21 protein-coding genes and 1 tRNA gene are annotated in these 23,027 nt (G+C 63.9%); 6 read left to right on the top strand and 16 right to left on the bottom strand.

Annotated elements, in window-relative coordinates:
* Nucleotides 1-116: 116 nt before the first annotated feature.
* The 3 genes from C0V72_RS05065 to recJ form a co-directional block, all read right to left on the bottom strand.
* On the bottom strand, nucleotides 117-1,370 hold the full coding sequence (locus C0V72_RS05065; RefSeq protein ID WP_101792141.1) for a sensor histidine kinase: 1,254 nt from the start codon (nucleotides 1,368-1,370) through the stop codon (nucleotides 117-119).
* Nucleotides 1,371-1,505: 135 nt separating this feature from the next.
* Nucleotides 1,506-1,580, bottom strand: a tRNA-Glu gene (locus tag C0V72_RS05060).
* 92 nt (nucleotides 1,581-1,672) lie between these two features.
* Nucleotides 1,673-3,475 carry a single-stranded-DNA-specific exonuclease RecJ gene (gene recJ / locus C0V72_RS05055; RefSeq protein WP_101792140.1) on the bottom strand — a complete coding sequence of 601 codons (1,803 nt, stop codon included), beginning with the start codon at nucleotides 3,473-3,475 and terminating at the stop codon, nucleotides 1,673-1,675.
* A gap of 93 nt (nucleotides 3,476-3,568) precedes the next feature.
* Here recJ and C0V72_RS05050 point away from each other — a divergent pair, with 93 nt between their 5' ends.
* The 3 genes from C0V72_RS05050 to C0V72_RS05040 all read left to right on the top strand — a co-directional run bounded on the left by C0V72_RS05050 (nucleotide 3,569) and on the right by C0V72_RS05040 (nucleotide 5,475).
* Nucleotides 3,569-4,057 (top strand): flavodoxin family protein, encoded by a 489-nt coding sequence (locus C0V72_RS05050; protein ID WP_101792195.1) that lies wholly within the window; start codon nucleotides 3,569-3,571, stop codon nucleotides 4,055-4,057.
* A gap of 356 nt (nucleotides 4,058-4,413) precedes the next feature.
* Nucleotides 4,414-4,956, top strand: coding sequence for a hypothetical protein (locus tag C0V72_RS05045; RefSeq protein ID WP_143704528.1), 543 nt, complete (start codon nucleotides 4,414-4,416; stop codon nucleotides 4,954-4,956).
* Nucleotides 4,957-5,475, top strand: coding sequence for an AHH domain-containing protein (locus C0V72_RS05040; protein ID WP_101792138.1), 519 nt, complete (start codon nucleotides 4,957-4,959; stop codon nucleotides 5,473-5,475).
* 3 nt (nucleotides 5,476-5,478) lie between these two features.
* Here the strand turns inward: C0V72_RS05040 and C0V72_RS05035 are convergent, their stop codons facing one another.
* The 11 genes from C0V72_RS05035 to miaA all read right to left on the bottom strand — a co-directional run bounded on the left by C0V72_RS05035 (nucleotide 5,479) and on the right by miaA (nucleotide 17,407).
* Nucleotides 5,479-6,483: an NAD(P)H-dependent flavin oxidoreductase gene (locus C0V72_RS05035; protein ID WP_101792137.1), complete on the bottom strand. Its 1,005-nt coding sequence runs from the start codon at nucleotides 6,481-6,483 to the stop codon at nucleotides 5,479-5,481.
* A gap of 92 nt (nucleotides 6,484-6,575) precedes the next feature.
* Nucleotides 6,576-7,619 carry an amidohydrolase family protein gene (locus C0V72_RS05030; RefSeq protein ID WP_101792136.1) on the bottom strand — a complete coding sequence of 348 codons (1,044 nt, stop codon included), beginning with the start codon at nucleotides 7,617-7,619 and terminating at the stop codon, nucleotides 6,576-6,578.
* Between the two features lie 15 nt (nucleotides 7,620-7,634).
* Nucleotides 7,635-8,432 carry a DUF2189 domain-containing protein gene (locus C0V72_RS05025; RefSeq protein WP_101792135.1) on the bottom strand — a complete coding sequence of 266 codons (798 nt, stop codon included), beginning with the start codon at nucleotides 8,430-8,432 and terminating at the stop codon, nucleotides 7,635-7,637.
* A 66-nt stretch (nucleotides 8,433-8,498) separates the two neighbouring features.
* A complete protein-coding gene (gene leuA, locus C0V72_RS05020; protein ID WP_101792134.1) occupies nucleotides 8,499-10,187 on the bottom strand; it encodes a 2-isopropylmalate synthase in 1,689 nt (562 codons plus the stop codon).
* Nucleotides 10,188-10,395: 208 nt separating this feature from the next.
* Complete coding sequence (locus C0V72_RS05015) at nucleotides 10,396-10,851, bottom strand: hypothetical protein (protein ID WP_101792133.1); 456 nt, start codon at nucleotides 10,849-10,851, stop codon at nucleotides 10,396-10,398.
* Between the two features lie 75 nt (nucleotides 10,852-10,926).
* Complete coding sequence (locus C0V72_RS05010; RefSeq protein WP_101792132.1) at nucleotides 10,927-12,075, bottom strand: alpha-hydroxy acid oxidase; 1,149 nt, start codon at nucleotides 12,073-12,075, stop codon at nucleotides 10,927-10,929.
* Nucleotides 12,076-12,121: 46 nt separating this feature from the next.
* The gene (locus C0V72_RS05005; protein ID WP_101792131.1) at nucleotides 12,122-12,775 is read right to left on the bottom strand and encodes a YceI family protein; all 654 of its coding nucleotides are present in this window, start codon (nucleotides 12,773-12,775) and stop codon (nucleotides 12,122-12,124) included.
* A gap of 69 nt (nucleotides 12,776-12,844) precedes the next feature.
* On the bottom strand, nucleotides 12,845-13,864 hold the full coding sequence (ilvC, locus tag C0V72_RS05000; RefSeq protein ID WP_101792130.1) for a ketol-acid reductoisomerase: 1,020 nt from the start codon (nucleotides 13,862-13,864) through the stop codon (nucleotides 12,845-12,847).
* A gap of 104 nt (nucleotides 13,865-13,968) precedes the next feature.
* Complete coding sequence (ilvN, locus tag C0V72_RS04995) at nucleotides 13,969-14,484, bottom strand: acetolactate synthase small subunit (protein ID WP_101792129.1); 516 nt, start codon at nucleotides 14,482-14,484, stop codon at nucleotides 13,969-13,971.
* Nucleotides 14,485-14,511: 27 nt separating this feature from the next.
* Nucleotides 14,512-16,314 carry a biosynthetic-type acetolactate synthase large subunit gene (gene ilvB / locus C0V72_RS04990; protein WP_101792194.1) on the bottom strand — a complete coding sequence of 601 codons (1,803 nt, stop codon included), beginning with the start codon at nucleotides 16,312-16,314 and terminating at the stop codon, nucleotides 14,512-14,514.
* A gap of 142 nt (nucleotides 16,315-16,456) precedes the next feature.
* On the bottom strand, nucleotides 16,457-17,407 hold the full coding sequence (gene miaA, locus C0V72_RS04985; RefSeq protein ID WP_101792128.1) for a tRNA (adenosine(37)-N6)-dimethylallyltransferase MiaA: 951 nt from the start codon (nucleotides 17,405-17,407) through the stop codon (nucleotides 16,457-16,459).
* Here miaA and serB point away from each other — a divergent pair.
* The 3 genes from serB (at nucleotide 17,406) to C0V72_RS04970 (ending at nucleotide 20,088) form a co-directional block, all read left to right on the top strand.
* Complete coding sequence (gene serB, locus C0V72_RS04980; protein WP_101792127.1) at nucleotides 17,406-18,302, top strand: phosphoserine phosphatase SerB; 897 nt, start codon at nucleotides 17,406-17,408, stop codon at nucleotides 18,300-18,302. The two genes, miaA and serB, sit on opposite strands and share 2 nt — an antisense overlap.
* 118 nt (nucleotides 18,303-18,420) lie before the next feature.
* Nucleotides 18,421-19,266, top strand: coding sequence for a Coq4 family protein (locus C0V72_RS04975; RefSeq protein ID WP_172438912.1), 846 nt, complete (start codon nucleotides 18,421-18,423; stop codon nucleotides 19,264-19,266).
* A 12-nt stretch (nucleotides 19,267-19,278) separates the two neighbouring features.
* Complete coding sequence (locus C0V72_RS04970; protein ID WP_101792126.1) at nucleotides 19,279-20,088, top strand: Coq4 family protein; 810 nt, start codon at nucleotides 19,279-19,281, stop codon at nucleotides 20,086-20,088.
* A gap of 7 nt (nucleotides 20,089-20,095) precedes the next feature.
* On the opposite strand, the gene purL is transcribed toward C0V72_RS04970, so the two are convergent.
* Complete coding sequence (purL, locus tag C0V72_RS04965) at nucleotides 20,096-22,336, bottom strand: phosphoribosylformylglycinamidine synthase subunit PurL (RefSeq protein ID WP_101792125.1); 2,241 nt, start codon at nucleotides 22,334-22,336, stop codon at nucleotides 20,096-20,098.
* A gap of 31 nt (nucleotides 22,337-22,367) precedes the next feature.
* Complete coding sequence (locus C0V72_RS04960; protein ID WP_324761519.1) at nucleotides 22,368-23,015, bottom strand: hypothetical protein; 648 nt, start codon at nucleotides 23,013-23,015, stop codon at nucleotides 22,368-22,370.
* Nucleotides 23,016-23,027 lie beyond the last annotated feature (12 nt).

The raw sequence follows: 23,027 nt of genomic DNA, 5'->3' as shown, positions 1-23,027 counted from the left end.
GGTTTCCCTGCAGGAGATGCGCTTTTGCGGTCAGGCCGCCGATTCTCTGGTGGAGACCGGCGGCACGGTGCGGCCTCTATGCCATGAAGCGCGCATGTTGAAGAAATAAGACACTGCTATGACAGTTGTTGCGTTTCTGACTGGGGAAAAGCATCACCGCGGAGGCCGCTGTCGGAAATATCCGACACCAAATCGGGCGCGGCCAAGGGCAGACGGACCACGACCCGCGTGCCCTTGCCAAGCTCGCTGGTGATATCGAGCCGCCCGCGATGCCGTTCGACAATATGTTTGACGATGGCAAGGCCAAGCCCCGTTCCGCCCGAGGCACGGCTGCGTCCGGGGTCGGTGCGATAAAACCGCCGGGTGAGATGCGGGATCTGTTCAGGGGCAATGCCTTCGCCCTGATCGGTCACAGCGATCCGCGCATGATCCCCTTGCACCAGATCGAGCACCACGCTGACAGGCGCATCGGCGGCGCCGTATTTCAAGGCATTGTCGACCAGATTGCGCACCACCTGTTCCAGCTGCTGGCGGTCGCCCAAGACGGTCGGCTCGGCGGTGATGTCCAGCGCCAGCCGCTCGATCCGGTGCTGCCCGGCGGCGTCGCATGCGGCGCGCTCGACCAATGAGGCAAGATCGATCCGTTCAGTGGGCAAATCGTGCTTTTCCGCCTCGACACGTGACAGGCTCATCAGGTCGCTGACCAGCGCTTGCAGGCGCTGCGCCTCGCGCTCGATAATGCCGAGAAACTTCTGCGCGGTCGGCGTGTCCAGCTTGCCGTCCCCTTCTTGCAGCGTTTCGACATAGCCGAGAATTGCCGCGAGCGGCGTGCGCAATTCATGGCTGGCATTCGCGACGAAGTCGGTATGCGCCCGGCTGATGTCGGCCTCGGCCGTCTGGTTGATGAATTCGAGCAGCGCCAGACGTTCATCGATCATCTGGCGGTTGATTTGCCAGATATCGCCGCGCCGCGCGAGGCCGCGAACGATGGCCTCACCCTGATTGCCCGTATTGAGCAGCGAGATGGCCTCTGGCTGGCGCAGCGCAACGCGCGTGTCCTGGCCGATAATGTGCGGCCCCAGCATCTTGCGCGCGGCATGATTGGCGATGGCGATGGTGTTACGCTCAGTCAGGACCATCGGCGTTGAGGTGCTTTCGATCAGATCGCGGATCGATTCGAGCGTCAGGCGCTGCTTGACCTTGGCTTTTGGGGGTTCTGGGGGGCGTCCGGCTGCCACGAGGAGCGAGCCGACCCACACTGTCAGCACCGCCAGAGCGATGACGGCTTCAGTGCCGAGCAGCAGCATCGCCAGAAAGGTCACTGCCGCAAGCAGCAGGCCGGCCACAGGGATGTTCTGGCTGCTGCCCATGGCCTGCGCATTACAGCCAAGCAGCGGGAGTGGGAAGTGCCGACAGCCGCGACTGCAAACGAAAACAGCCGCGACCGCAAACGAAAAAGGGCAGCAAAGCCGAAGCCTGCCGCCCTGTTTCAACCATCGCGAAGATGGTGACCCCTACGGGAATCGAACCCGTGTTTCAGCCGTGAAAGGGCCGCGTCCTAACCGCTAGACGAAGGGGCCGTCGCGATTGCGAGAGCGGCCAACTAGGGGGGTGAATCGGATCGGTCAACCCCCGTTCGTGAACCGGCCCAGAAATTTTTATCAGCACTGTCTCAATCGGCAAAGGCGGCGTCTTCAAGATGCAGTTCGGCCGCCGGGCGATTGCCCCAGTCGTCAAGCTTGACCCGGCCTGCGAGGTGGAACCGGCGGCCCTGATGGCGGTGGAGCAAGGTCTGCGCCATCTCTGTCTCGGCAGCGCGGAAGGCAATCGCCTTGAAGCTGCGCCCGTCATTGCCGGCCGCAACGATGCGCAGGTGATCCTTGCCCACAATATCGGCCTTGATGATTCGCACCGGCCCCACTGCAATACGCGGGGCTGGCCAGCCGACGCCGTATGGCCCGGCAGCCTCCAGCGTTTCTACCAGTTCAGGGGTCAGCCCGCCCGGTGCCAAAGCCAGATCGAGCAGCATCGCTGCGCCCGCGCGCGCGCGCTCGACATCGCGGGAGAGGCGAGTGTCGAGGAACTCGGCAAAATCGGCAAGGCGTGCAGATTCGATCGTGAGGCCAGCCGCCATGGCGTGCCCGCCGCCTGCAACCAGCAGCCCTGCCTCGCGCGCGGCGATGATGGCAGCGCCCAGATCAACGCCGCTGATCGAACGGCCTGAGCCTTTGCCCTGCACATCGTCGAGCGCGATCACCACGGCCGGCTTGCCGGTCTTCTCCTTGATGCGCCCGGCGACAATGCCGATCACACCCGGGTGCCAGCCATGGCCGGAGAGCACCTGCACGGCCATGTTGTGCTGCCCGGCCAGCTGCGCCTCGGCAGCCTCCTGCACTTCGGCTTCGATCGCACGGCGTTCCTCGTTCAGCTGGGAAAGCTGGGCGGCAATGGCGCGGGCTTCGTCGGGATCGGTGGTCGTCAGCAGCCGGACGCCCAAGGTCGATTCGCCGATCCGCCCGCCTGCGTTGATGCGCGGGCCGAGCGCAAAGCCCAGGTCACTGCATTGCGGCGCGCGGGTCAGGCGGCTTGCATCCATCAGCGCTGCCATCCCGATCCGGTCGCGGCGGGCCAGCACCTTGAGGCCCTGCGCCACGAAGGCGCGGTTGAGCCCGTGGAGGGCAGCGACATCAGCCACGGTACCGAGCGCCACAAGATCGAGCAGGCCCATCAGATCGGGCTCGCGGCGATGCGGCCCAAACCAGCCCTTGGCGCGCAAGCTGCGGACCAGCGCGACGCCCAGCAGAAAAGCCACCCCCACTGCTGCCAGATGGCCATGGGCAGCGCCAAGATCGCTTTCGTCCAACCGGTTGGGATTGACTAGCGCAGCGGCCGGCGGAAGTTCGGCGGCGCATTTGTGGTGGTCGACCACGATCACGTCCACACCGGCATCCCGCGCCATGCCCAAGGCTTCATAGGCCATAGCCCCGCAATCGACCGTGACGATCAACTGCGAGCCGCTATCGGCAAGGCGCACCAGCGCCTCGCCCGAGGGGCCATAGCCTTCGAGCAGCCGGTCGGGAATGTAATAGCCCGCGTCCAGCCCCAGCTGGCGCAGCAATTCCACTAGCAGCGCCGCGCTGGTGGCGCCGTCGACGTCGTAGTCGCCATAGATCGTCACCCGTTCGCCGCTCAGCACGGCTTGGCCGAGGCGCTCGGCAGCGCTGTCCATGTCGCGGAAAATTGACGGGTCGGGCAAAAAGCCGCGGATGGTGGGCTGGGCGTGGCGCGCCAGATCATCGGCAGCAACCCCGCGGGTCAACAGCAGTTGGTCGATGATCGAATGGTCCAGCCCATGCGCCGCGCCCGCCTCCAGCTCCATGTTACCGCCGCGCCAGCGCCACGCCTTGCCAGACAACGAAACGGCGACGCCGAGAACCGGCGCGAAGCCGGGCGAAGAAAGGGGTTGGGTGGCCATGCGGGCGTGATAGCCCAAAGCCCTGTCAGCCAACAGGTGCGCGGTGTTGACAATCGACAGGCGCGCGCGGCAGCCTCTCGCGCCATGAACCCGATGCCCGCGCGGCCGCGCCTCCTGATTGTTTGGCACAGCCGCACCGGCGCGAGCGCAGCGATGGCGCGGGCTGCGGCCGAAGGCGCAGGGGATGCTGCATGGCTGGTGGCTGCCCATGACACAGCGCCGGATATGCTGCTTGCGGCGGACGGCTATATCTTTTGCGGGCCAGAAAACCTTGGTGCGATGAGCGGACAGATGAAGGAGATGTTTGACCGTGCCTATTACCCGCTGCTCGGCCGGATCGAAGGGCGGGCTTATGCAACCCTGATTGCTGCCGGGTCTGACGGGGAAGGGGCCCAGCGCCAGATCGACCGGATTGTGACCGGATGGCGGCTGCGGCGCGTCGCTGATCCGGTGATCGTCAACCTTTTCGCGCAGTCGCCAGAAGCCATTGCTGCTGCAAAGGAAGTTCCCGCTGAAGAGTTGGCAAAATGCCGCGATATCGGTGCCGCGCTGGCCGAAGGGTTGCGGCTCGGCCTGTTCTGACGATTGCTCCAAAACGGGACGGGTTGCGCCTTTGGGGACTCGACGAGTTCCGGCAAACCCGCCAAATGTGAGCACGAAATTTGGCATCGTTCGGGCAGCTTACGAGGGGGGGCTGGACAATTTCACAGTCGCCGCGCGCTCAGCACGCCGAGCTGCACTTGCTGTTTGCGAAAGGTAAGCGACCGGATCGGCAAGCGATCAGGGCGTTTGCAGACCGCCTGCCGTCAGTGTGTATCAGTCACGATCCCGGATCCGATGACGCCGCACACACGGAAGCCTTGTGGCCAAGTCAGCAGCACTGGCTTGAACTTTTGTCCGACGGGCTGACCTTTGATCTCAGCGGGTTTGCGCCCGGAATGCCGAGCCCTTTCCCCGCCCTTGGCCACCGGTTCGATCTGCCCGCAATGCCCGCATCCGGCGATCACGAGGCGGTGACCTTGCGTCCCGGCCCGCATCTGGCGGCAGCTGGCAATATCATGCCGCTGATGCGCGCGATGCTGGGGCTTGCTTGCGATCTGGTGCGCCAGTTTGATGATCTGGTTGCGGTGAGCTGGGGGCCAGCGGGGACAGCCATCGGGCGGCGATTCTTCGAATCTGTCACCGCCGCCTGGCTTGATGGCGGGCCGTTTCCCGCACTGGGGCTGACCGCCTTCATCGAGACACCCGATCAGGCCATCGAAAGCACAGGCCTTGGCTTTTGGATCGGGCAAGAGCTCAGGATCGAGCCACCCTTGAGCGCGGATCGCGTCGCCGCCACGCGCCTTGGCATCCGCCTTGTCAACCATCTCGTGATGATTGGTGGCCTTACCGAGGACGACCGGATCGTCGCCGCCGATGGCACACGTCTCGCGCTACGGCCGTCGCGCAGCCGCGCAATGATCAGTGTGTGGCGCGAATAGATGCAGACATGGGGTCGCACCAATAATCTGCCGCGGATTGCGTTTCGCTCGGTCAATACCCGGGGCGCCGCGGGGTATGACCCGGGCCTACAGCGCCATCATCTGCTGCCCCGCCAATTGCTGTCCCAACGCTGCTTTGGGCGCATGTTTGCAGCCGTAGGACGGCAGCGGGTCGGATTTGATGACTTCCGGTGCAACGGATTGCTTCTGCCGGCAACCGAGGCGGCCTCGATCCAGACCGGGATGCCGCTGCATCGCGGGCCTCACCCTCGCTACAATGAAGTGGTGATGGCCCGCGTCGGGCGGATCGAGGCTCACTGGGCGCTCGCCCGTCCATTTGATGATGACGCCGCTCTGGCCGACGCGCTGCTCCGCTTGCGGCTACTGCAAGGCGCGCTGAGGCGGCAATTGCTCGCCGAACGCCGCCGGGTGCTGCTTAATCGCAACGACCCGCTCGGCGCCGGTTTCGACTTTGGTGAGCTGGACGCAATGGCAGAAATGCTCTGGTCCGCCGGGTAGCGATTATTCCGCGGCTTCCGCCATCGCACCCCATGAGGTGTAGCCCGAATTGGCGAGCAACTGGGCCTTGGCAGCGTGATATTCGCGCTCGAACCGGGCGACCAGATCCTCGACCGTGCCCACTTCCTTGATCGGGCCGATGCCCTGACCCGAACCCCAGATGTCCTTCCACGCCTTGGCCTTGGTGTTGCCGCCGCTGCCGAAGTTCATCTTGCTGGGATCGCTTTCGGGCAGGTTGTCCGGGTCCATCCCCGCCGCCTCAATCGATGAGCGCAGGTAGTTGCCGTGCACCCCGGTGAACAGGTTGGTGTAGACAATCCCCTCGGATGAGCCTTCGACGATGCCGTTCTTGTAGCCATCGGTCGCGTTGGCTTCCTTGGTGGCGATGAAGGCGCTTCCCGCGTAGGCGAAATCGGCGCGCAGGGCTTGTGCGGCGAGGATCGTCGCCCCGTGCCCGACCGCGCCCGACAGCGCGACGAGGCCATCGAACCACTCGCGGATTTCCTGCATCAGCGCGAAGGGCGACAGCGCGCCCGCATGGCCGCCTGCGCCCGCGGCCACCGGAATAAGGCCCGTCGCGCCCTTTTCGATCGCCTTGCGCGCGAAGCGGTTGTTGATGACGTCGTGCATCGTCACGCCGCCCCAGTTGCGCACGGCAGTGTAGATGTCTTCGCGCGCACCCAGCGAGGTGATGACCATCGGCACCTGCCACTTCTCGCAGGTCGCCATGTCGGCATCGACGCGGTCGTTGGTCTTGTGGACGATCTGGTTGACCGCGAAAGGCGCGGCGGGGCGATCGGGATTGGCGCGGTTATGGGCGGCCAGTTCTTCGGTGATCTGGTGGAGCCACTCGTCCAGCTGCGATTGCGGGCGCGCGTTCAATGCCGGGAAGCTGCCGATGATCCCCGCCTTGCACTGCGCGATCACCAGCTCCGGCCCGGAAACGATGAACAGCGGCGATCCGATCAGGGGGAGGCGCAGGCGATCGAACGGGGCGGGAAGCGGCATCGGTTTCTCCTTAAAACGTGTTCGGCTTTAACCCGCGTCTCTAACGCCAGTTCCGGACCTGCCAAGCGTGATTTTGACGGGCGTGCCGCAGCTTAATCCAGCAAATGCTCCAGCCCGTAAAACCGCGCGGCTGTGCCTGCATAAAGTGCGGCTTTCTCCTCGGCGCTGGCCGAGCGGGTGAGGCGCTTGAAAGCGTTCCACAGCACCGCGTAATCCGCGCCCCAATAATCGACTGGGTAATTGCTTTCAAACATCGCGCGCTCCGGCCCGAAAGCCTCGATGCAGGTTTCGATGTAGGGCCGCCACAGGGCGGCAAGGTGCTCCGAGGTGTGGCCCGCCGCGGGGCCATTTTCGGGCAAGGCGCAAAAGGCCATCGCCAGGCCGCCGAGTTTCACGACGACGTTTTCGCAAGCAGCCAGTTCGTGGATATTGCGCCGCCACACATCGAACCGTTCGTGCAGGCGCCCCGCGTAGGCTCCGATCCCGACGGGCGTGCCGCAATGGTCGAGGCAAATCGGTTGATCGGGGAAGGCGCGCGCCAGATCGATCACATCGGGCAGTTGCGGCTCCAGCACCCAGGCATCGAAGGTCATCGCGCGCTGGCCCAGCTGGGCAAAGCCCGCACGGAAGGTGCTGTCGCGGTAGAGCCCCTCGGGGTGATGGAATGGCGGGCCCAGAACGCCTGCATCAGCGTCCCATGCGCCCGCATGCCGAATACCCTTGAACCGCCCGGGGGCCGCCGCAGCGAGCGCGTCCAGCACGGCACCCGCCTCGCTCCCCAGCATCAGGTTGGCGTGGCCGACGATCCCTGCGCAATAGCGCGACGCGCCATACAGCCCGCTTGCCGATTGGGCAGCAACGCCATTGACGAATTCCACCTCGCCCACCGGCTTCAGCGCATCGCCATAGGCCCCGTTGTAGAAGGCCCCGCACTCCATGAAGACCGTGCCGACGATATTGTGCCCGGTCGAAAGATGCGCATGGAGCTGGTCAAAGGTGTAGTGCGCATTGTCCACCAGCGCCGCGATGAAGGAGTGGTGGGGCTGGGGGAACATGCCGATCATGGGGCGCAGGTCCCACAGGTGATGATGCGGATCGATGATCGGCAGATCGGGTTCGAGGATGGCTTCCGTCATGGTCTGTCTCTCTCCCTAAGCGATCACGCGCGTATACAAATGCCAGGTCGCGTGCCCCAGCACCGGCAGCGCCACCAGCAGCCCCAAGAACCCGGGCAGCATCGCCACGAACAACAGTGCCGCGATAATCGCCGCCCAGCCCAGCATGACGGCAAAATTGGTCCAAACTGCCTTGAGGCTGGCAATAATTGCGGTGAGAAAATCGACCTTGCGCTCCACCAGCAAAGGCAGGCTGATGACGGTCATGGCGTAGAAGGCAAAAGCCATGGCGGCGCCAACGGCGCTTCCCACCGCCAGCATGGCGATGCCCGAAGGCGTAAGGAAGGCCGTCAACATTTCCCCATTGGCACTGGCGCCCATGCCACTTTCGGCCATGAAGACGGCAAAGATCGCATGTGCAACGATCATCCAGAACGCAAAAGCGACAAACACGATCACCCCCATGGAGAGGATCTGATCGTCGCCGTGCCCTTTCAATGCGCCCAGCACAGTCCGCCAGCCGACCGCTTCACCGGCTGCTCTGCGCCGGCTCGCTTCGTACAGGCCCACGGCGACAAACGGCGCGACCAGCGGGAAGCCTGCGATTGCCGGGATCAACCATGTCAGCTCGCCGCCCGAAACGGTGAACCATCCGATCGCCAACCCGGCCACCACATAAAAGCCACCGAAAAACAGGCCGAACTGCGGCATGGCGAGAAAGTCGCGCCAGCCTGCCCGAAGCGCCTGCGCCAGATCACCCCAAGCCAGATCGCTGCGGATCTGCGGCGCTAATGGCGCGGCAGCCACGAACAGGCTTTCCTCCCGAGTTTCCATCGCTGGCCATTTCTCCCTGTCAGCGAAACTGCGCGCAAATGCGGCGCCGCGCAAGGCCGAGGGCTATCAGGTCGGGGGAGTGGCCACAGCCGCATTGGCGGCCGATAGCACCGCCCGCACGCTGGCCGTGGCGATATCCTCGTCGATCCCGCAGCCCCAGATGGTGCGCCCGTCAGGCGCGCGGCATTCGAGATAGGCGGCCGCCCGCGCATCGGTGCCAGCGCCCAGCGCATGCTCGGTGTAATCCACGACCTCCAGCTTGACCCCAAAGGCTTCGTGCAGCGTGCCCATGACGCTGGAGATAAGGCCATTGCCGCGGCCTGACACGCTTTGCTCGGTGCCTTCGACGGCGATGGTGCCAGCAAAGATGCGGGTGCCATCGGCCGCGCGGCTTTCCTCATAGCGGACAAGCTGGAAGTGCTTCGGACTGATCTTGACGTGGTAAGCCTTGCGGAAGGCATCCCAGATATCTGCGGCGTTCAATTCCCGGCCAAGATCGTCCGCCATCGCCTGCACGTGGCGGGAGAAATCGGCTTGCATCTTCTTGGGCAGCTTGAGGCCCTGATCCTTCTCCAGCACCCAGGCGAACCCGCCCTTACCGGACTGCGAATTGACCCGGATTACCGCTTCATAGGAACGCCCGAGATCAGCCGGATCAATCGGCAGATAGGGTACACGCCACTGCTCGTCATTCTGCGTTTCGCGCGCTTCGAAGCCCTTCTTGATCGCGTCCTGATGGCTGCCGCTGAATGCGGTGTAGACCAGTTCGCCGCCGTAGGGGTGGCGCTGATGGACGGGCAGGTCGTTGCAATAGGTAACTGTTTCGATCACCCGGTCGATATCGGAAAAGTCGAGCTGCGGGTCGATCCCTTGCGTGTAGAGATTGAGCGCCATGGTCACGAGGCAGCAATTGCCGGTGCGCTCACCATTGCCGAACAGGCAGCCTTCGACGCGGTCAGCGCCTGCCATCAACCCCAGTTCCGCCGCCGCAACGCCGGTGCCGCGATCATTGTGGGTGTGAAGGCTCAGGACCGCGCTTTCCCGATTGGGCAGGTGGCGGCCAAAATACTCGATCTGGTCGGCGTAGATATTGGGCGTCGCTGCCTCGATCGTGGCGGGCAGGTTGAGGATGATCGGGTGTTCAGGGGTGGGAGCAAGCACCTCCATCACCGCTTCGCAAACCTCGATGCTGAAATCCAGTTCGGCGGTGGAGAAGGTTTCCGGCGAGTATTGGAAGTGCCAGTCCGTGCCCGGATACTTCGCCGCTTCATCACGCATCACCTTGGCGCCGGCCACGGCGATGGCTTTGACCTCGTCCTTCGACATGCGGAACACGATGTCGCGCCATGCGGGGCTTACCGCATTGTAAAGATGGACGATGGCCGCGCGCGCGCCTTTGAGGCTGGCGAAGGAGGTGCGGATCAGGTCTTCGCGGCTTTGGGTCAGCACCTGCACGATGACATCATCGGGGACCGCATCGGACGTCACAAGGCCGGAGATGAAATCGAACTCGGTCGCGCCGGCGCTGGGAAAACCGACCTCGATTTCCTTGACGCCGATTTCCACCAGCATGTCGAAAAAACGGCGTTTCTTCACCGCGTCCATCGGGTCGATGATGGACTGGTTTCCATCGCGCAGATCGGTCGAAAGCCAGCGCGGGGCCTTTCCGATCAGGCGCGAAGGCCATTGCCGGTCCGGAAGATTGATCTGGCCGAACGGACGATACTTGGCGGAAGGCTGCTTGAGCATGGGCATAGAATGGGGCTCGTCGCGAGAAGGAATGGGAAGCTGCGGCACGTTACCCTTGGGAGCAGTGCCGCGCTATCCGATTGCGCGCGGCGGCCTACGCCCAAGGGCGCATAAGTCGAAGCAGCGTCAGTTCGTATCCCGTCATGCGCGTGGTCTATGCCGATAATTGCGCAGAGCGCAAGCCGGGAATGTTGCTTGTTTCAATCGTGAAAGGTCACCCGCACCGCGCGTCGCGGATGATGCTTTGGGCATCAAGCATGATCGACAGGCGCGGATTGGTGGGATCGGGGTTGACGGTACTGGCGCTGCCAAAGGCGACAAAGCGCAGATTGTCGGTCCGCCCAAGCATCTTGGCAATGTCGGCGCGGGTGGTCTTGTCGGCAAGCTTACCGATGAACGGCCCCATCAGCGGCGCGCCGCAGGTTTTGGAAGCGGGGTCGGTGAGTGTGCCTCGCGCAAACGGGCCGGGCGCGGCGCCGGGCTGGGGCTGCGCAATTTGCGGCGTCGCGGTGGCATTGGGCGCGGGAGCCTCTCCGGCCGCTGGCGTTGCCGCTGCGCCGATGCGGGAGGCAAAATCTTCGGCCTCGTTGGTCGGTTTCTCAGGCTGCGATCCGCAGGCTGCGAGCGCAAAAGCGGCAAGGCAGAGACCAAGGCCAGCGGAGCGGATCATCGCGGTAACTCCCCATGAAGGTTGCAGCGCCCCTTAACCGAAACGAAATGACAACCGCGTGACAATCGGTTGACCCTAGCGATGGCGAAGGCGATCGCCTGTCAGCTGGTCGATCCGGGTCACGCCCATCAGTCGCATGCCGCGTTCCAGCTCGTCCTTGAGGATGCCCAGCGCGCGTTCGACGCCTGCTTGCCCCGCCGCAGCCAGCGCATAAAGGTAGAGCCGCCCGCCCGATGCCGCGGTTGCGCCCGAGCAAAGCGCCTTCATCACATGGGTTCCGCGTCTGACGCCGCCATCGCAGATGATCTCGATTTGCCCGCCGACCGCATCGACGATTTCAGGCAGTTGGTCGAACGGTGCGCGGCTGCCGTCCAATTGCCGCCCGCCGTGATTGGAGATCATGATGGCATCAGCGCCGATCTCGACAGCGCGGCGGGCGTCAGCGGCGCTCATCACGCCCTTCAAGACGAAAGTGCCGCCCCACTGCTCGCGGATACGGGCAGCGGTGCTCCAATCCATCGAAGTGTCGAGCATCGTGTTGAAATATTCAGCAATGCTCACCGCCTTGCCGCTGCCTTCGGTGACATGGGTATCGAGGTTGGGCAGGCGAAATTTCTCGCGGAAAAGATAATCAAGCGTCCAGCGCGGGCGGGTGGCAAAGCTCATGATGCTGGCCGGGGTGAATCGCGGCGGGGTGGTGAAGCCGCTGCGCAGGCAGCGTTCGCGCTTGCCTGAAACAATGGTGTCGACCGTCAGTGCCAGCGCATCGAACTTGGCTGCCTGGCACCGCTCAATCATGTGGGTGTTCAGCCCCTTGTCCTTGTGGACATAAAGCTGGAACAGCTTGGGCCCGCTGGTCAGGGCAGCGATCTCTTCGATGCTGCGGGTCGCAAGGCTCGAAATGCCGAACCACAGCCCGAATTGTTCGGCGGCCTTGGCCACCGCAGTTTCGCCCTGCCAGTGAAACGCGCGTTGCACTGCTGTGGGGGATAGCATCAGCGGCAGCGCGGACCTGCGGCCAAGGATCGTACATGATGTGTCGATGTCGGCGACGCCCGCAAGGACATCGGGGACCAGGTCGACGCTTCCAAAAGCGGCGGTGTTGCGGGCCTTGGTCTGCTCGTCATCGGCAGCACCATCGATGTAGTCGAAGACCGGAAAGGGCAGCCGTGCCCGAGCCAGCTTTCGGAAATCATCGATATTGTGGCAATCAGTCAGGCGCATGATGCGTGCTGTCCTGACTGATTGCCTTGGCCAAGTCGAGAGTGTCTTACTGCTTCTCGAACGCCACGCTGATATCGAGCTCGACTTCGTCGCTGACCACGGGGATTCCGTAGTTCACGCCAAAATCCGAACGCTTGATGGTCGTCTCCGCTTCGAAGCCGATGGTTTCCTTCTTGTTGAACGGATTAACCCCGGCGCCGGTGAATTCCGCCTCGAAGGTGACCGGTTTGGTGACCCCGTTGAGCGTCAGGTCGCCGGTGATCGTCGCGGTCATGCCGTCGGCCTTGACCGAGGTCGACACAAAGCGAGCAGCTTGGGGCGCGGGGCCGAAGAAATCGGGCTTGGCGCCGTCCTTGCCGGCCCGCAGCAGGTGGTCGGTCAGGCCCTTGCTGGCCGTGGTGACGCTGGCGACCGGAATGGCGACATCGACTGTAGATGCGTCAAGATTGGCCGGATCCAGCGTGAGTGTGCCTGCGACATCGCCAAAGATACCGAAATAATCATTGAATCCGAAGTGGTTGACTTCGAACGCGATCAGCGAGTGGCCGGGATCTGCGCTATAGGTCCCGGCTGTCACGCGCGCTGCATCCTTCGCGCCGGGCACCTGCGGGGCGTCTTGCGCAAAGATGGCAGGCGCAGCAGCAATGCCGCCCGTAACGGCGAGCAGGGTAGCGGCGGCAGCAATGGCAAATCGGTTCATCAAAGGTCGTCTCCTGTGGGTTTGTCTGCCAACCTTTGAGAACCGATAATTGTTCCGCCACTCCTGCGGTCAGTTTTTCGCCTTGTCGACCAGCTTGTTCGCCGCGATCCACGGCATCATGGCGCGCAGCTTTTCGCCGGTCTGCTCGATGGGGTGCGCGGCAGCCTGCTTGCGCGCGGCCTTGAGCTCGGGCTGGCCGGCGCGGTTATCGAGCACGAAGTTCTTCACGAAGCGGCCCGACTGAATGTCGGCCAGCACGCGCTTCATTTCGGCCTTGGTTTCTGCCGTGATGATGCGCGGGCCGGTGGTGATGTCGCCATATTCGGCGGTGTTCGAGATCGAATAGCGCATGTTGGCGATGCCGCCTTCATAGAGCAGATCGACGATCAGCTTGGTTTCGTGGAGGCACTCGAAATAGGCCATTTCGGGGGCGTAACCGGCTTCGACCAGGGTTTCGAACCCGGCCTGGATCAGGTGGGTGATCCCGCCGCACAGCACGGCCTGCTCGCCGAACAGATCGGTTTCGCATTCCTCACGGAAGTTGGTCTCGATGATCCCGCTGCGTCCGCCGCCGACGGCGCTGGCATAGGCGAGGGCGACATCATGCGCCGCGCCGCTTGCGTCCTGGTGGATTGCGATGAGGCACGGCACGCCGCCGCCCTTCACATATTCGCTGCGCACCGTGTGGCCGGGGCCCTTGGGCGCGATCATGATCACGTCGATATCGGCAGGCGGCTCGATCAGGCCGAAGTGGACGTTGAGGCCGTGGGCGAAAGCGAGCGCAGAGCCGGGCTTCATGTGGCCCTTCAGATCATTCTCCCAGATCGCGGCCTGATGCTCGTCCGGCGCGAGGATCATCACCAGATCGGCCCACTGCGCGGCCGCCGTGTTGGTGAGCACCTTGAACCCGGCGGCTTCGACCTTCTTGGCGGTCGCCGAACCTTCGCGCAGGGCGATGGCGACTTCGGCCACGCCGCTGTCGCGCAGGTTCTGCGCATGGGCGTGGCCCTGCGAGCCATAGCCGACAATCGCGACCTTCTTGGGCTTGATCAGATTGAGATCGGCATCGGCGTCGTAGTAGACTTTCATTTCTTCTTCTTTCCACGTCTTCCCAGCGAAAGCTGGGATCTAGGGCGCCACGTGCGGCCCTTGTTGCTTGAGGTGCCAGCTTTCGCTGGCACGACGAAAATTCTTTAAGCCCCCTGAGGGCCGCGCAGCATCCCGACTACGCCGGTGCGTCCCACTTCAACCAGCCCCAGCTCGCGCATCAGAGCAATGAAACTGTCAACTTTTTCCGGCGGGCCGGTGATTTCGAAGATGAAGCTTTCGGTGGTGGTGTCCACGGGACGCGCGCGAAAAATGTCGGCCAGGCGCAGGGCCTCGACCCGCTTTTCGCCCGTGCCGGTGACCTTGATCAGTGCAAGCTCGCGTTCCACGTGCGGGCCAGCGGTGGTGAGGTCGGTGACCTTGTGCACCGGCACGAGCCGTTCCAGCTGCGCCTCGATCTGGTCGATCACCGACGGGGGGCCGTTGGTGACGATGGTGATGCGGCTGACGGCGTGATCTTCGGTAATGTCGGCCACGGTCAGGCTGTCGATGTTATAGCCGCGTGCAGTAAACAGCCCGGTGATCTTGGCGAGGATGCCCGGTTCATTGTCGACCATGACAGCAAGGACATGGCGTTCGGAGGCCGCTTCGGTGATTTTCATTGCATGGTTTCCCGTCAAGCGGCGGTCTTAGACCAGCGCCTTGGCCTCGTCGTCCATCGTCCCGTCGACCTTGTCGCCGTAGAGCAGCATATCGGTATGCGCCGCGCCCGAAGGGATCATCGGCAGGCAGTTGGCATCCTGCGCGACGAGGCAATCGACAATGACCGGCCCCGGATGGTCGAGCATCCGCATGATCCCGTCGTCCAGATCGCGCTCCTCGGTGATACGGATGCCCTTCCAGCCATAGGCTTCGGCCAGCTTCACGAAATCGGGGAGGCTGTCGGAATAGGAGTTCGAATAGCGGCTTTCATAGGTCAGTTCCTGCCACTGGCGGACCATGCCCATGTATTCGTTGTTGAGGATGAAGATCTTGACCGGCAGGCGATACTGGCTCGCCGTGCCGAGTTCCTGGATGTTCATCTGGATACTCGCCTCGCCCGCGATGTCGATCACCAGCGCGTCGGGAAAGCCCAATTGCGCGCCGATGGCGGCGGGCAGGCCATAACCCATCGTGCCAAGGCCGCCCGAGGTGAGCCACTTGTTGGGGTCTTCAAAGCCGAAATACTGCGCCGCCCACATCTGGTGCTGGCCGACTTCGGTGGTGATGATCGGATTGCGGCGGTGGGTGAGGGCGTGCAGCCGCTCCACCGCCTTTTGCGGCATGATCATGCCCGGATGCTTCACCGAGCGTTCGGGATAAGCGAGGCATTCGCGCGCCCGCCAACCGGCAATCCGCGCCTTCCATTCGCCAAGGTTTGTCGCCTGACGGGTGCCCCACGCCTCGATCATCTGCGCCAGCACCGTGCCGCAATCCCCGAGGATGCCCATGTCGACCGGCACGACCTTGTTGATCGAGGAGCGGTCGATATCGATGTGGATCTTCTTGGAATCGGGCGAGAAAGCATCGAGCCTTCCGGTCACGCGGTCATCAAACCGCGCGCCGATGCAGACCATCACGTCGCACTGGTTCATCGCCATATTGGCTTCGTAAGTGCCGTGCATCCCCAGCATTCCGAGCCAGTCGGGATGGGTGCTGGGAAATGCGCCAAGGCCCATCAGCGTCGAGGTGACCGGCGCGCCGGTGATGTCCTGAAGCTGACGCAGCAGGCGGCTTGCCTCCGGCCCGGAATTGATGACCCCGCCGCCGGTGTAGAAGATCGGGCGCTGGGCCTGTGCGATCAGTTCGACCGCCTCGATAATCTGTTCCGGCGGCGCGACTGTCTGCGGTGCATAACGATGCGCGCCTGCGCGGGTCAAAGCGCGGCGCTCGGACGGGACGGCGATTTGCACGTTCTTGGGGATATCGATCACCACGGGGCCGGGCCTGCCGGTGGTGGCGATCAGGAAGGCTTCCTTGATCGTCGCGGCCAGATCAGCCGGATCTTTGACCAGATAATTGTGCTTGGTGCAGTGGCGCGTGATGCCGATGGTATCGGCTTCCTGAAAGGCGTCGGTTCCGATCAGCGCGGTGGGGACCTGGCCGGTGATGACGACAAGCGGGATCGAATCCATCCACGCGTCCGCAATCCCGGTGATGGCGTTGGTTGCGCCGGGGCCAGAGGTGACCAGCACCACGCCGGGCTTGCCCGTGGCGCGGGCATATCCTTCGGCCGCATGGGCCGCACCTGCTTCGTGCCGGACAAGAATGTGGCGGATTCGTTCATCGCCGAACAGCTCGTCATAGATGGGAAGCACGGCGCCGCCGGGATAGCCGAACACGAATTCGACGCCTTGCTCGATCAGGCCTTCGACAAGGATCGCGGCGCCGCTTTTGGCACCATTGCCGGTCGAGGCGGGCGAGGGCGGGGCAGAAGCCGGCTTGCCGGGCACGGGACACTCCATCTGGTCAGGTCACGCGGCGAGGGAAAGCGGCGTGGAACGGCAGGAACAAAACAAACCGGCCCGACGCACGCTCACGCGCATCGGACCGACTGCCATCGCCGCTATCGGTTACAATCTGATAAGTCAACCCCTATTTGCGTAATAATAATGCAAAATGGCTTTCTATATCGATAGAATCATAATCCCATGTCGGATGGGTGCGGGGCCATTCTGGCGGTGGTTGGCGCCGGAACCAGGTGAACTGGCGCTTGGCATAGTTGCGGGTCGCCTGTTGTGCGTTGGCGATCATCGTCTCGCGGTTCATGGTGCCGGCCAGAAAGGCGGCGATTTCGGGAGCGCCGATCGCTCGCATGACCGGCAGATCAGCGTCGAGCCCCCGCGCCAGCAACGCTTCCACCTCGCCCAGCGCACCGGCATCCAGCATGGCTTCGAAGCGGGCATCGCAGCGCTCGTAGAGCCACGCCCGCTCAGGCTCGATAATCAATGGGTAAAGCGTGACCTCCTCCCCGATCCCGCCAGCCTTGGCGAGCTGCCAGTCGGCCAAGGTCACGCCGGTTGAACGCTTGACCTCCAGCGCGCGGGCAATGCGCTGACGGTCGCCCGGATCAAGCGCTGCGGCGCGCAGGGGGTCTTCGAGCTGAAGGAGCTTGTAGGCCGCATCTTCGGGCAGGCTCCGCACAGCGGCACGCACCGCAGGCTCGATTTCGGGGATCGGCGCAATCCCTTCCAGCAGCACCTTGAGATAAAGCCCGGTGCCCCCGACCAGGATCGGAACCGCGCCGGTGGCATGGCAAGCGGCTATCTCGGCCTTGGCCCGCGCGGCCCATGCGGCGGCCGAACAGGCCTGTGCGCCGTCCCATGCGCCGAACAGGCGGTGTTCGATGCCGCCCATCTCGGCCACCGTCGGCCGCGCGGACAGAACGGACAGATCGGCATAGACTTGCGCGCTGTCGGCGTTGATGATGACCGCGCGCCGCCCTGCCGCTGCAAGCCGGTTTGCGAGTGCGACGGCAACCGCGCTCTTGCCGCTGGCGGTTGGCCCTGCGATGAGCGCGAGCGGATTTTCAGGAGTGACAGACATGCTCATTGCGCGGCTGATAGCAGAGACGGGCATAAGTGAAACGCGTCTCGATGCGCTGGCGGCGCAACTGGCGGGTGCCGGAGTGCCGCTGACGACCGCTGCGATGCCGGAAGAGGGCGGGGACGCGGGCGAGGGCGTGCTTGAATTGCAAGTCGGAGGCGATGATCCGGCGGCCCTTCTTGACGCGATCGATGCCGTATTCGCGCCGGATGCAACGTTGGTGAGCTCTGGCCCGATCACCATTCCGCAGCTGTTTGTATCGGACATGGATTCGACCATGATCGATCAGGAATGCATTGACGAACTGGCCGATTATGCGGGCCTGAAACCGCAAATCGCTGCCATCACCGAGCGCGCAATGCAGGGCGAGCTGGATTTCGAGGCGGCGTTGCGAGAACGCGTGGCCCTGCTTGCGGGGTTGGAGGAAGGCGCCATCCACGCCTGTTTGAGCGACCGCATCACCGCGACACCCGGTGCCCGGACGCTGGTGGCAACGCTGGCGGCGCTGGGGGCGCGCACTGTCCTGGTGACCGGCGGCTTTCACCATTTTGCCGACCCTGTCGCCGAAATGCTGGGGTTTCACCGGGTAGTCGGCAACCGGCTCGCTGTCGCAAGCGGCAAGCTCACCGGGGGGCTCGTAGGCCCGATTACCGACAGCGCGGTCAAGGCGGCGGTGCTGCGCGAGGAATTGGGGGTGCTGGGCAAGGGGGCGCACAGTCTGGCCACCGGTGACGGGGCCAACGACATTCCGATGATCGAGGCGGCGCATTACGGCTTTGCTTACCGCGCCAAGCCCAAGGCCCGCGCGGCAGCCAATGGCCGGGTCGATCGCGGCGATCTCACGGCAGTGCTGCGCTTGCTCGGGGTGCCGCGGGCGGAATGGCAGCACGGCTGAACCGGGCGGCGCATCGGCCAGCCGAAAAAAGAGTTTCAAATGGTGAACCGAATCGGCTATTAACACTGGTGTAAGCAAGCCGGGCTATCATCAGCCCTTCTTGAAGGACCGCATACCAATGACCCGATCCAGCCGCGCCGCCGACTATAGCCAGATGTTCGCTGCCGACGGAACCATTCTGCGTCACCCTGACCGTGTGCCGCCGCGCTATCGCCCGCTGCGTGCGGTGCGCAACTTTCAGGCGCTGATGAAGGACAAGGAAGACACCAGCCTCGTCTTCAAGATCTTCGAATCGCTGCCCTCAGGCGATTTTCTGGAACGGGTGCGCAAGCTCGCGCTGTCGGAGCGCGGCGAAATGCTGCGCGCGACCGAGCCGAGCCTGCCCGAAATCCTTGATGACCATGCGGCCCTGCGCCGCACGCCCAAGGGTAGCCTTGCCCATGCCTATTGCGACTTCATGGAAGCCGAGGGTCTCAGCGCTGCTGGCCTGGTGGCGGAAGCCGAACGCCTCGGGCGGCCCAAATACCCCGATCTGGTCGAATGGTTCATCAACCGGTCGCGCGATACGCATGATCTGTTCCATATCCTGACCGGCTATGGCCGCGATGCACTGGGCGAACAATGCGTGCTGTTGTTCACCCACGGCCAGTCACCCAGCCAAGGCCATCTGCTGATTGGCTATGCAGGGGCGGCCAACATCAAAAAGATGGCCAAGGGCAGCGCGGCCCCGGTCTTCGGCGCGGTGCGGCAGGCGCATCGCACGGGCAAAGGTGCACCGCAGCTGATGGCGCAACCCATCCGCGAGCTGCTCGCACGCCCGCTGGACGACGTCCGCGCCGAACTCAGGATCCCGCAGCCGACGCAGTACCGCGAATGCCACCGCATCTGGCGGGCTGAAGGCCTTGATCCCTACAACATGCTTGCCAGCACCAAGCCGGCCGAGCCCGAATTGCTTGCAGCCTGAGGAGCGGCACTGATGGCCGTTATCGATCTTCCGCTGGTGGCCCCTGATCGCAAGGTTTCAGGCTTGCGTCCGCTCAAGGTGCTCCACCATTTCGGCAAGCTGGTCGAGGACAAGGAGGACACCGAACAGGTGTTCCACATCATCGAAGCGACCAAGGGCAAGCGCAGCTTTGCGCAGGCGCGCGCATTCATTCAATCGCCCGAAGGACAGCGGTTCCTGACCGAGGACGTGGATATCCCGGCCATGCTCGACGATCACGCCCGCTGGGCCGATTGCGGGCCCAACACGGTGGCGGCGCATTACATCGCGTTCATGAAGCGCGAAGGCCTGTCAGCGGCGGGCCTTGTGGCCGAAAGCCATCGCTGGGCGCCGCCAGAACGGCTGCCGCGTGACCAGACCCAATGGTATTTCGACCGGCAGCGTGACACGCATGATCTGTTCCACGTGCTGACCGGCTATGGCCGTGATGCGCTGGGCGAGGTGAGCTTGCTGGGCTTCACCTACCAGCAGAACCACAACACCGGCATCCTGTTCATTGCCTATGCAGGGGCGCGGCAGATCAAGAAGGTGAGCCGCACGGCTGCGCCGATCTATGCCGCGATCAAGGAGGGCCGCAGGCTTGGCCGGGTCGCCGCCAAGATCTCGCATCAGGACATTGCTGCCTTGATGCGCGAAGATATTGGCGCAGCGCGGGCGCGGCTGAATATCGGCCAGCCCGATGTGTATCGCCGCTGCCTCGCGATCCTCGAAAGCGAAGGCACGATGCGCGAGGCGCTGACGCTTGGCGGGGCCGGTAACGAGGTTGAGGCGCAGGCGGCCTAGGCCGCCGTTACGCCTCCATCCATTCGTCGAAGAACCGCTGGTTTGCCGCCCGCAATTCGGCCAGCGGCACGCCCAGCACCGTATCGCCCCCTACCGTGCCGATCCGCTGAAAGCCGATCTGCGCCGTATCCGCATCGCGGGTGCCCTTGGCGAGCGCTTCGTTGAGCGCCGCGACATCGGGAACGGTGACGAGATAGCGGCCCTGATCCTCGCCGAACCACCACTGCGCAGGCGTGTAATCGGGATTGCCCGCGAGGTCCGCTTCCGCGCCGATTCCGCCGGCCAGTGCCATTTCTGCGAGCGCTACGGCGAGGCCGCCGTCGGACAGGTCATGCACGGCATTGACCAGCCCATCGGCGATCAACTCGTGTATGATTTCGCCCGCGGTGCGTTCCACCACCAGATCGGTCGGCGGGGTGCGCCCGGCCTCCATGCCCTTGACCACGCGCAGCCACAGCGACTGGCCGAGGTGCGAGCGGGTGGGATCGGGCTTGGCCCAGAATTCCGGGCCGACGAGGTAGATCGCATCGCCCGCCTGCTTGAAGTGCATCGTCATCATCTTGGAAAGGTCGGTGATGATGCCGACCCCGCCGATGGCCGGGGTGGGGAGGATCGCTGAGCCGCCGCCGGTCGCCTTGCTCTCATTGTAGAGGCTGACGTTGCCGCTCACGATCGGGAAATCGAGCGCGCGGCACGCGTCGCCCATGCCATCCAATGCGTGGACAATCTGCGCCATGATTTCCGGGCGCTGCGGGTTTGCGAAGTTGAGGCAATTGGTCACCGCCAGCGGCCGCGCGCCCACGGCGCACAGGTTGCGATAGGCCTCGGCAATGGCCTGCTTGCCGCCTTCATAGGGATCGGCAAAGACATAGCGCGGGGTGCAATCGGTGGTGATCGCCAGCGCCTTTCCGGTGCCGTGCACCCGCACCACACCGGCATCGCCGCCGGTCTGGAGCGTGTCGCCGCCGACCTGCGAATCGTACTGCTCGGCAATCCAGCGGCGCGAGGCGAGGTCAGGCGAGCCCATCATCGTCAGCAGATCAGCCGCAATATCGTCGCTGGCAGGCACTTCGGCCAGCGGCTTTACCCCGGCCCATGCCTTGTATTCTTCCTTCGACAGGTAAGGCCTGTCATACAGCGGCGCGTCAGCGGCGAGCGGCCCGAGCGGGATATCGCACACCACCTCGCCATTGAATTCGAGCACCATGTGGCCCGTATCGGTGACTTCACCGATCACCGCGAAATCCAGCTCCCACTTGCGGAAGATCGCTTCGGCCATGGCTTCCTTGCCGGGCTTCAGGACCATGAGCATCCGCTCCTGGCTTTCGCTCAGCATCATTTCGTAGGGCGTCATGCCGGTTTCGCGGCAAGGCACCTTGTTCATGTCGAGCCGGATGCCCGCCTTGCCATTGGTCGCCATTTCAACGCTGGAGGAGGTCAGGCCCGCGGCGCCCATGTCCTGAATGGCGACGATCGCATCGGTCGCCATCAGTTCAAGGCAGGCTTCGATCAGCAGCTTTTCGGTGAAGGGATCGCCGACCTGCACCGTGGGGCGCTTGGCCTCGGCATCCTCGCCGAAATCGGCCGAGGCCATCGTGGCGCCGTGAATGCCGTCACGTCCGGTCTTGGAGCCGACATAGACGATCGGATTGCCGAGGCCGGTTGCGGCTGAATAGAAGATCTTGTCCTGATCCGCTACGCCCACGGTCATGGCGTTCACAAGGATGTTGCCGTCATAGGCGGGGTGGAAATTGGTTTCGCCCGCCACAGTCGGCACGCCGACGCAGTTGCCATAGCCGCCGATGCCGGCGACTACGCCCTGCACCAGATGCTTCATCTTGGGGTGTTCGGGCCTCCCGAAGCGCAGCGCATTGGCGTTGGCCATCGGGCGCGCGCCCATGGTGAAGACGTCGCGCAGGATGCCGCCCACGCCGGTCGCCGCGCCCTGATAGGGCTCAATGTAACTAGGGTGGTTGTGGCTCTCCATCTTGAAGATCGCCGCTTGGCCATCGCCGATGTCGATCACGCCTGCGTTCTCGCCCGGGCCGCAGATCACCCACGGGGCCTCGGTCGGCAGCTTCTTCAGGTGCAGGCGCGAGGATTTGTAGCTGCAATGCTCCGACCACATCACCGAGAAGATACCGAGTTCAACCAGATTCGGCTCGCGGCCGAGCGCGGACAGGACGCGGTCATATTCTTCGGGCGAAAGGCCGTGCTGTTCGACGATTTCAGGGGTGATGGTGGTCATGGGCGGGGACTCCTTGGCGCAGCCCCCTAGATTACTGGAGCGCGAAGGCCAAGTTGCCGCGTTTGCGGAACCAGCGATTCTCCCCCACCCAGGCGGCCAATCCCGTCAGAATCGCAAAGGCGGTGAGCGCCTGAAGATAGAGGAACGGGCCCGCGCTAGCCGGATGGGGCGCAAACCAGTTGGCAGCTTGCAACACCAGCATCACCCCGGCCAGCACCATCGGCGGCCCCGCAGGGCCGCGCGTGCGGCGCAGGTAAAAGGCAAGGGCACCTGCCGTCAGCCCCAGCTCAAGCGGGATTGCCGCCCAGGGATAATCCCAGAGGCCAAGCCCGAGATTGGGCGGCGTGCCGTCAATGGTAAGATCGGGCACGTGCACGGTCCAGTCGAGCAGCCAATGCGACAGCACCACCAGTCCAGCCAGCACGCCCAGCCTCAGGCTATGCTGCCAGATCGCCACCACGCCGAGCATGGCACCGGCCCAGATCGCCGTCCCGATCAGGCTGTGGGTGTAGGGCATGTGGTAAAGATCGAAGGGCACCATCACGCTGGCCGCAGGATCGATCCGCATCGCCTCCACACCCAGCAATGCGAGCGTGAAGAACCCCCAATCGACCAATTGTGCCGCCACGAACATCGTGCCCAGCCGCGGCCGTTCAGGCGCGACAGCAGCGGCGATCAAGGCAGGAGCAAA

The organism is Porphyrobacter sp. TH134 (assembly GCF_002855495.1).
GTDB lineage: Bacteria > Pseudomonadota > Alphaproteobacteria > Sphingomonadales > Sphingomonadaceae > Erythrobacter.
This window is presented reverse-complemented; position numbering and strand designations above follow the sequence as displayed.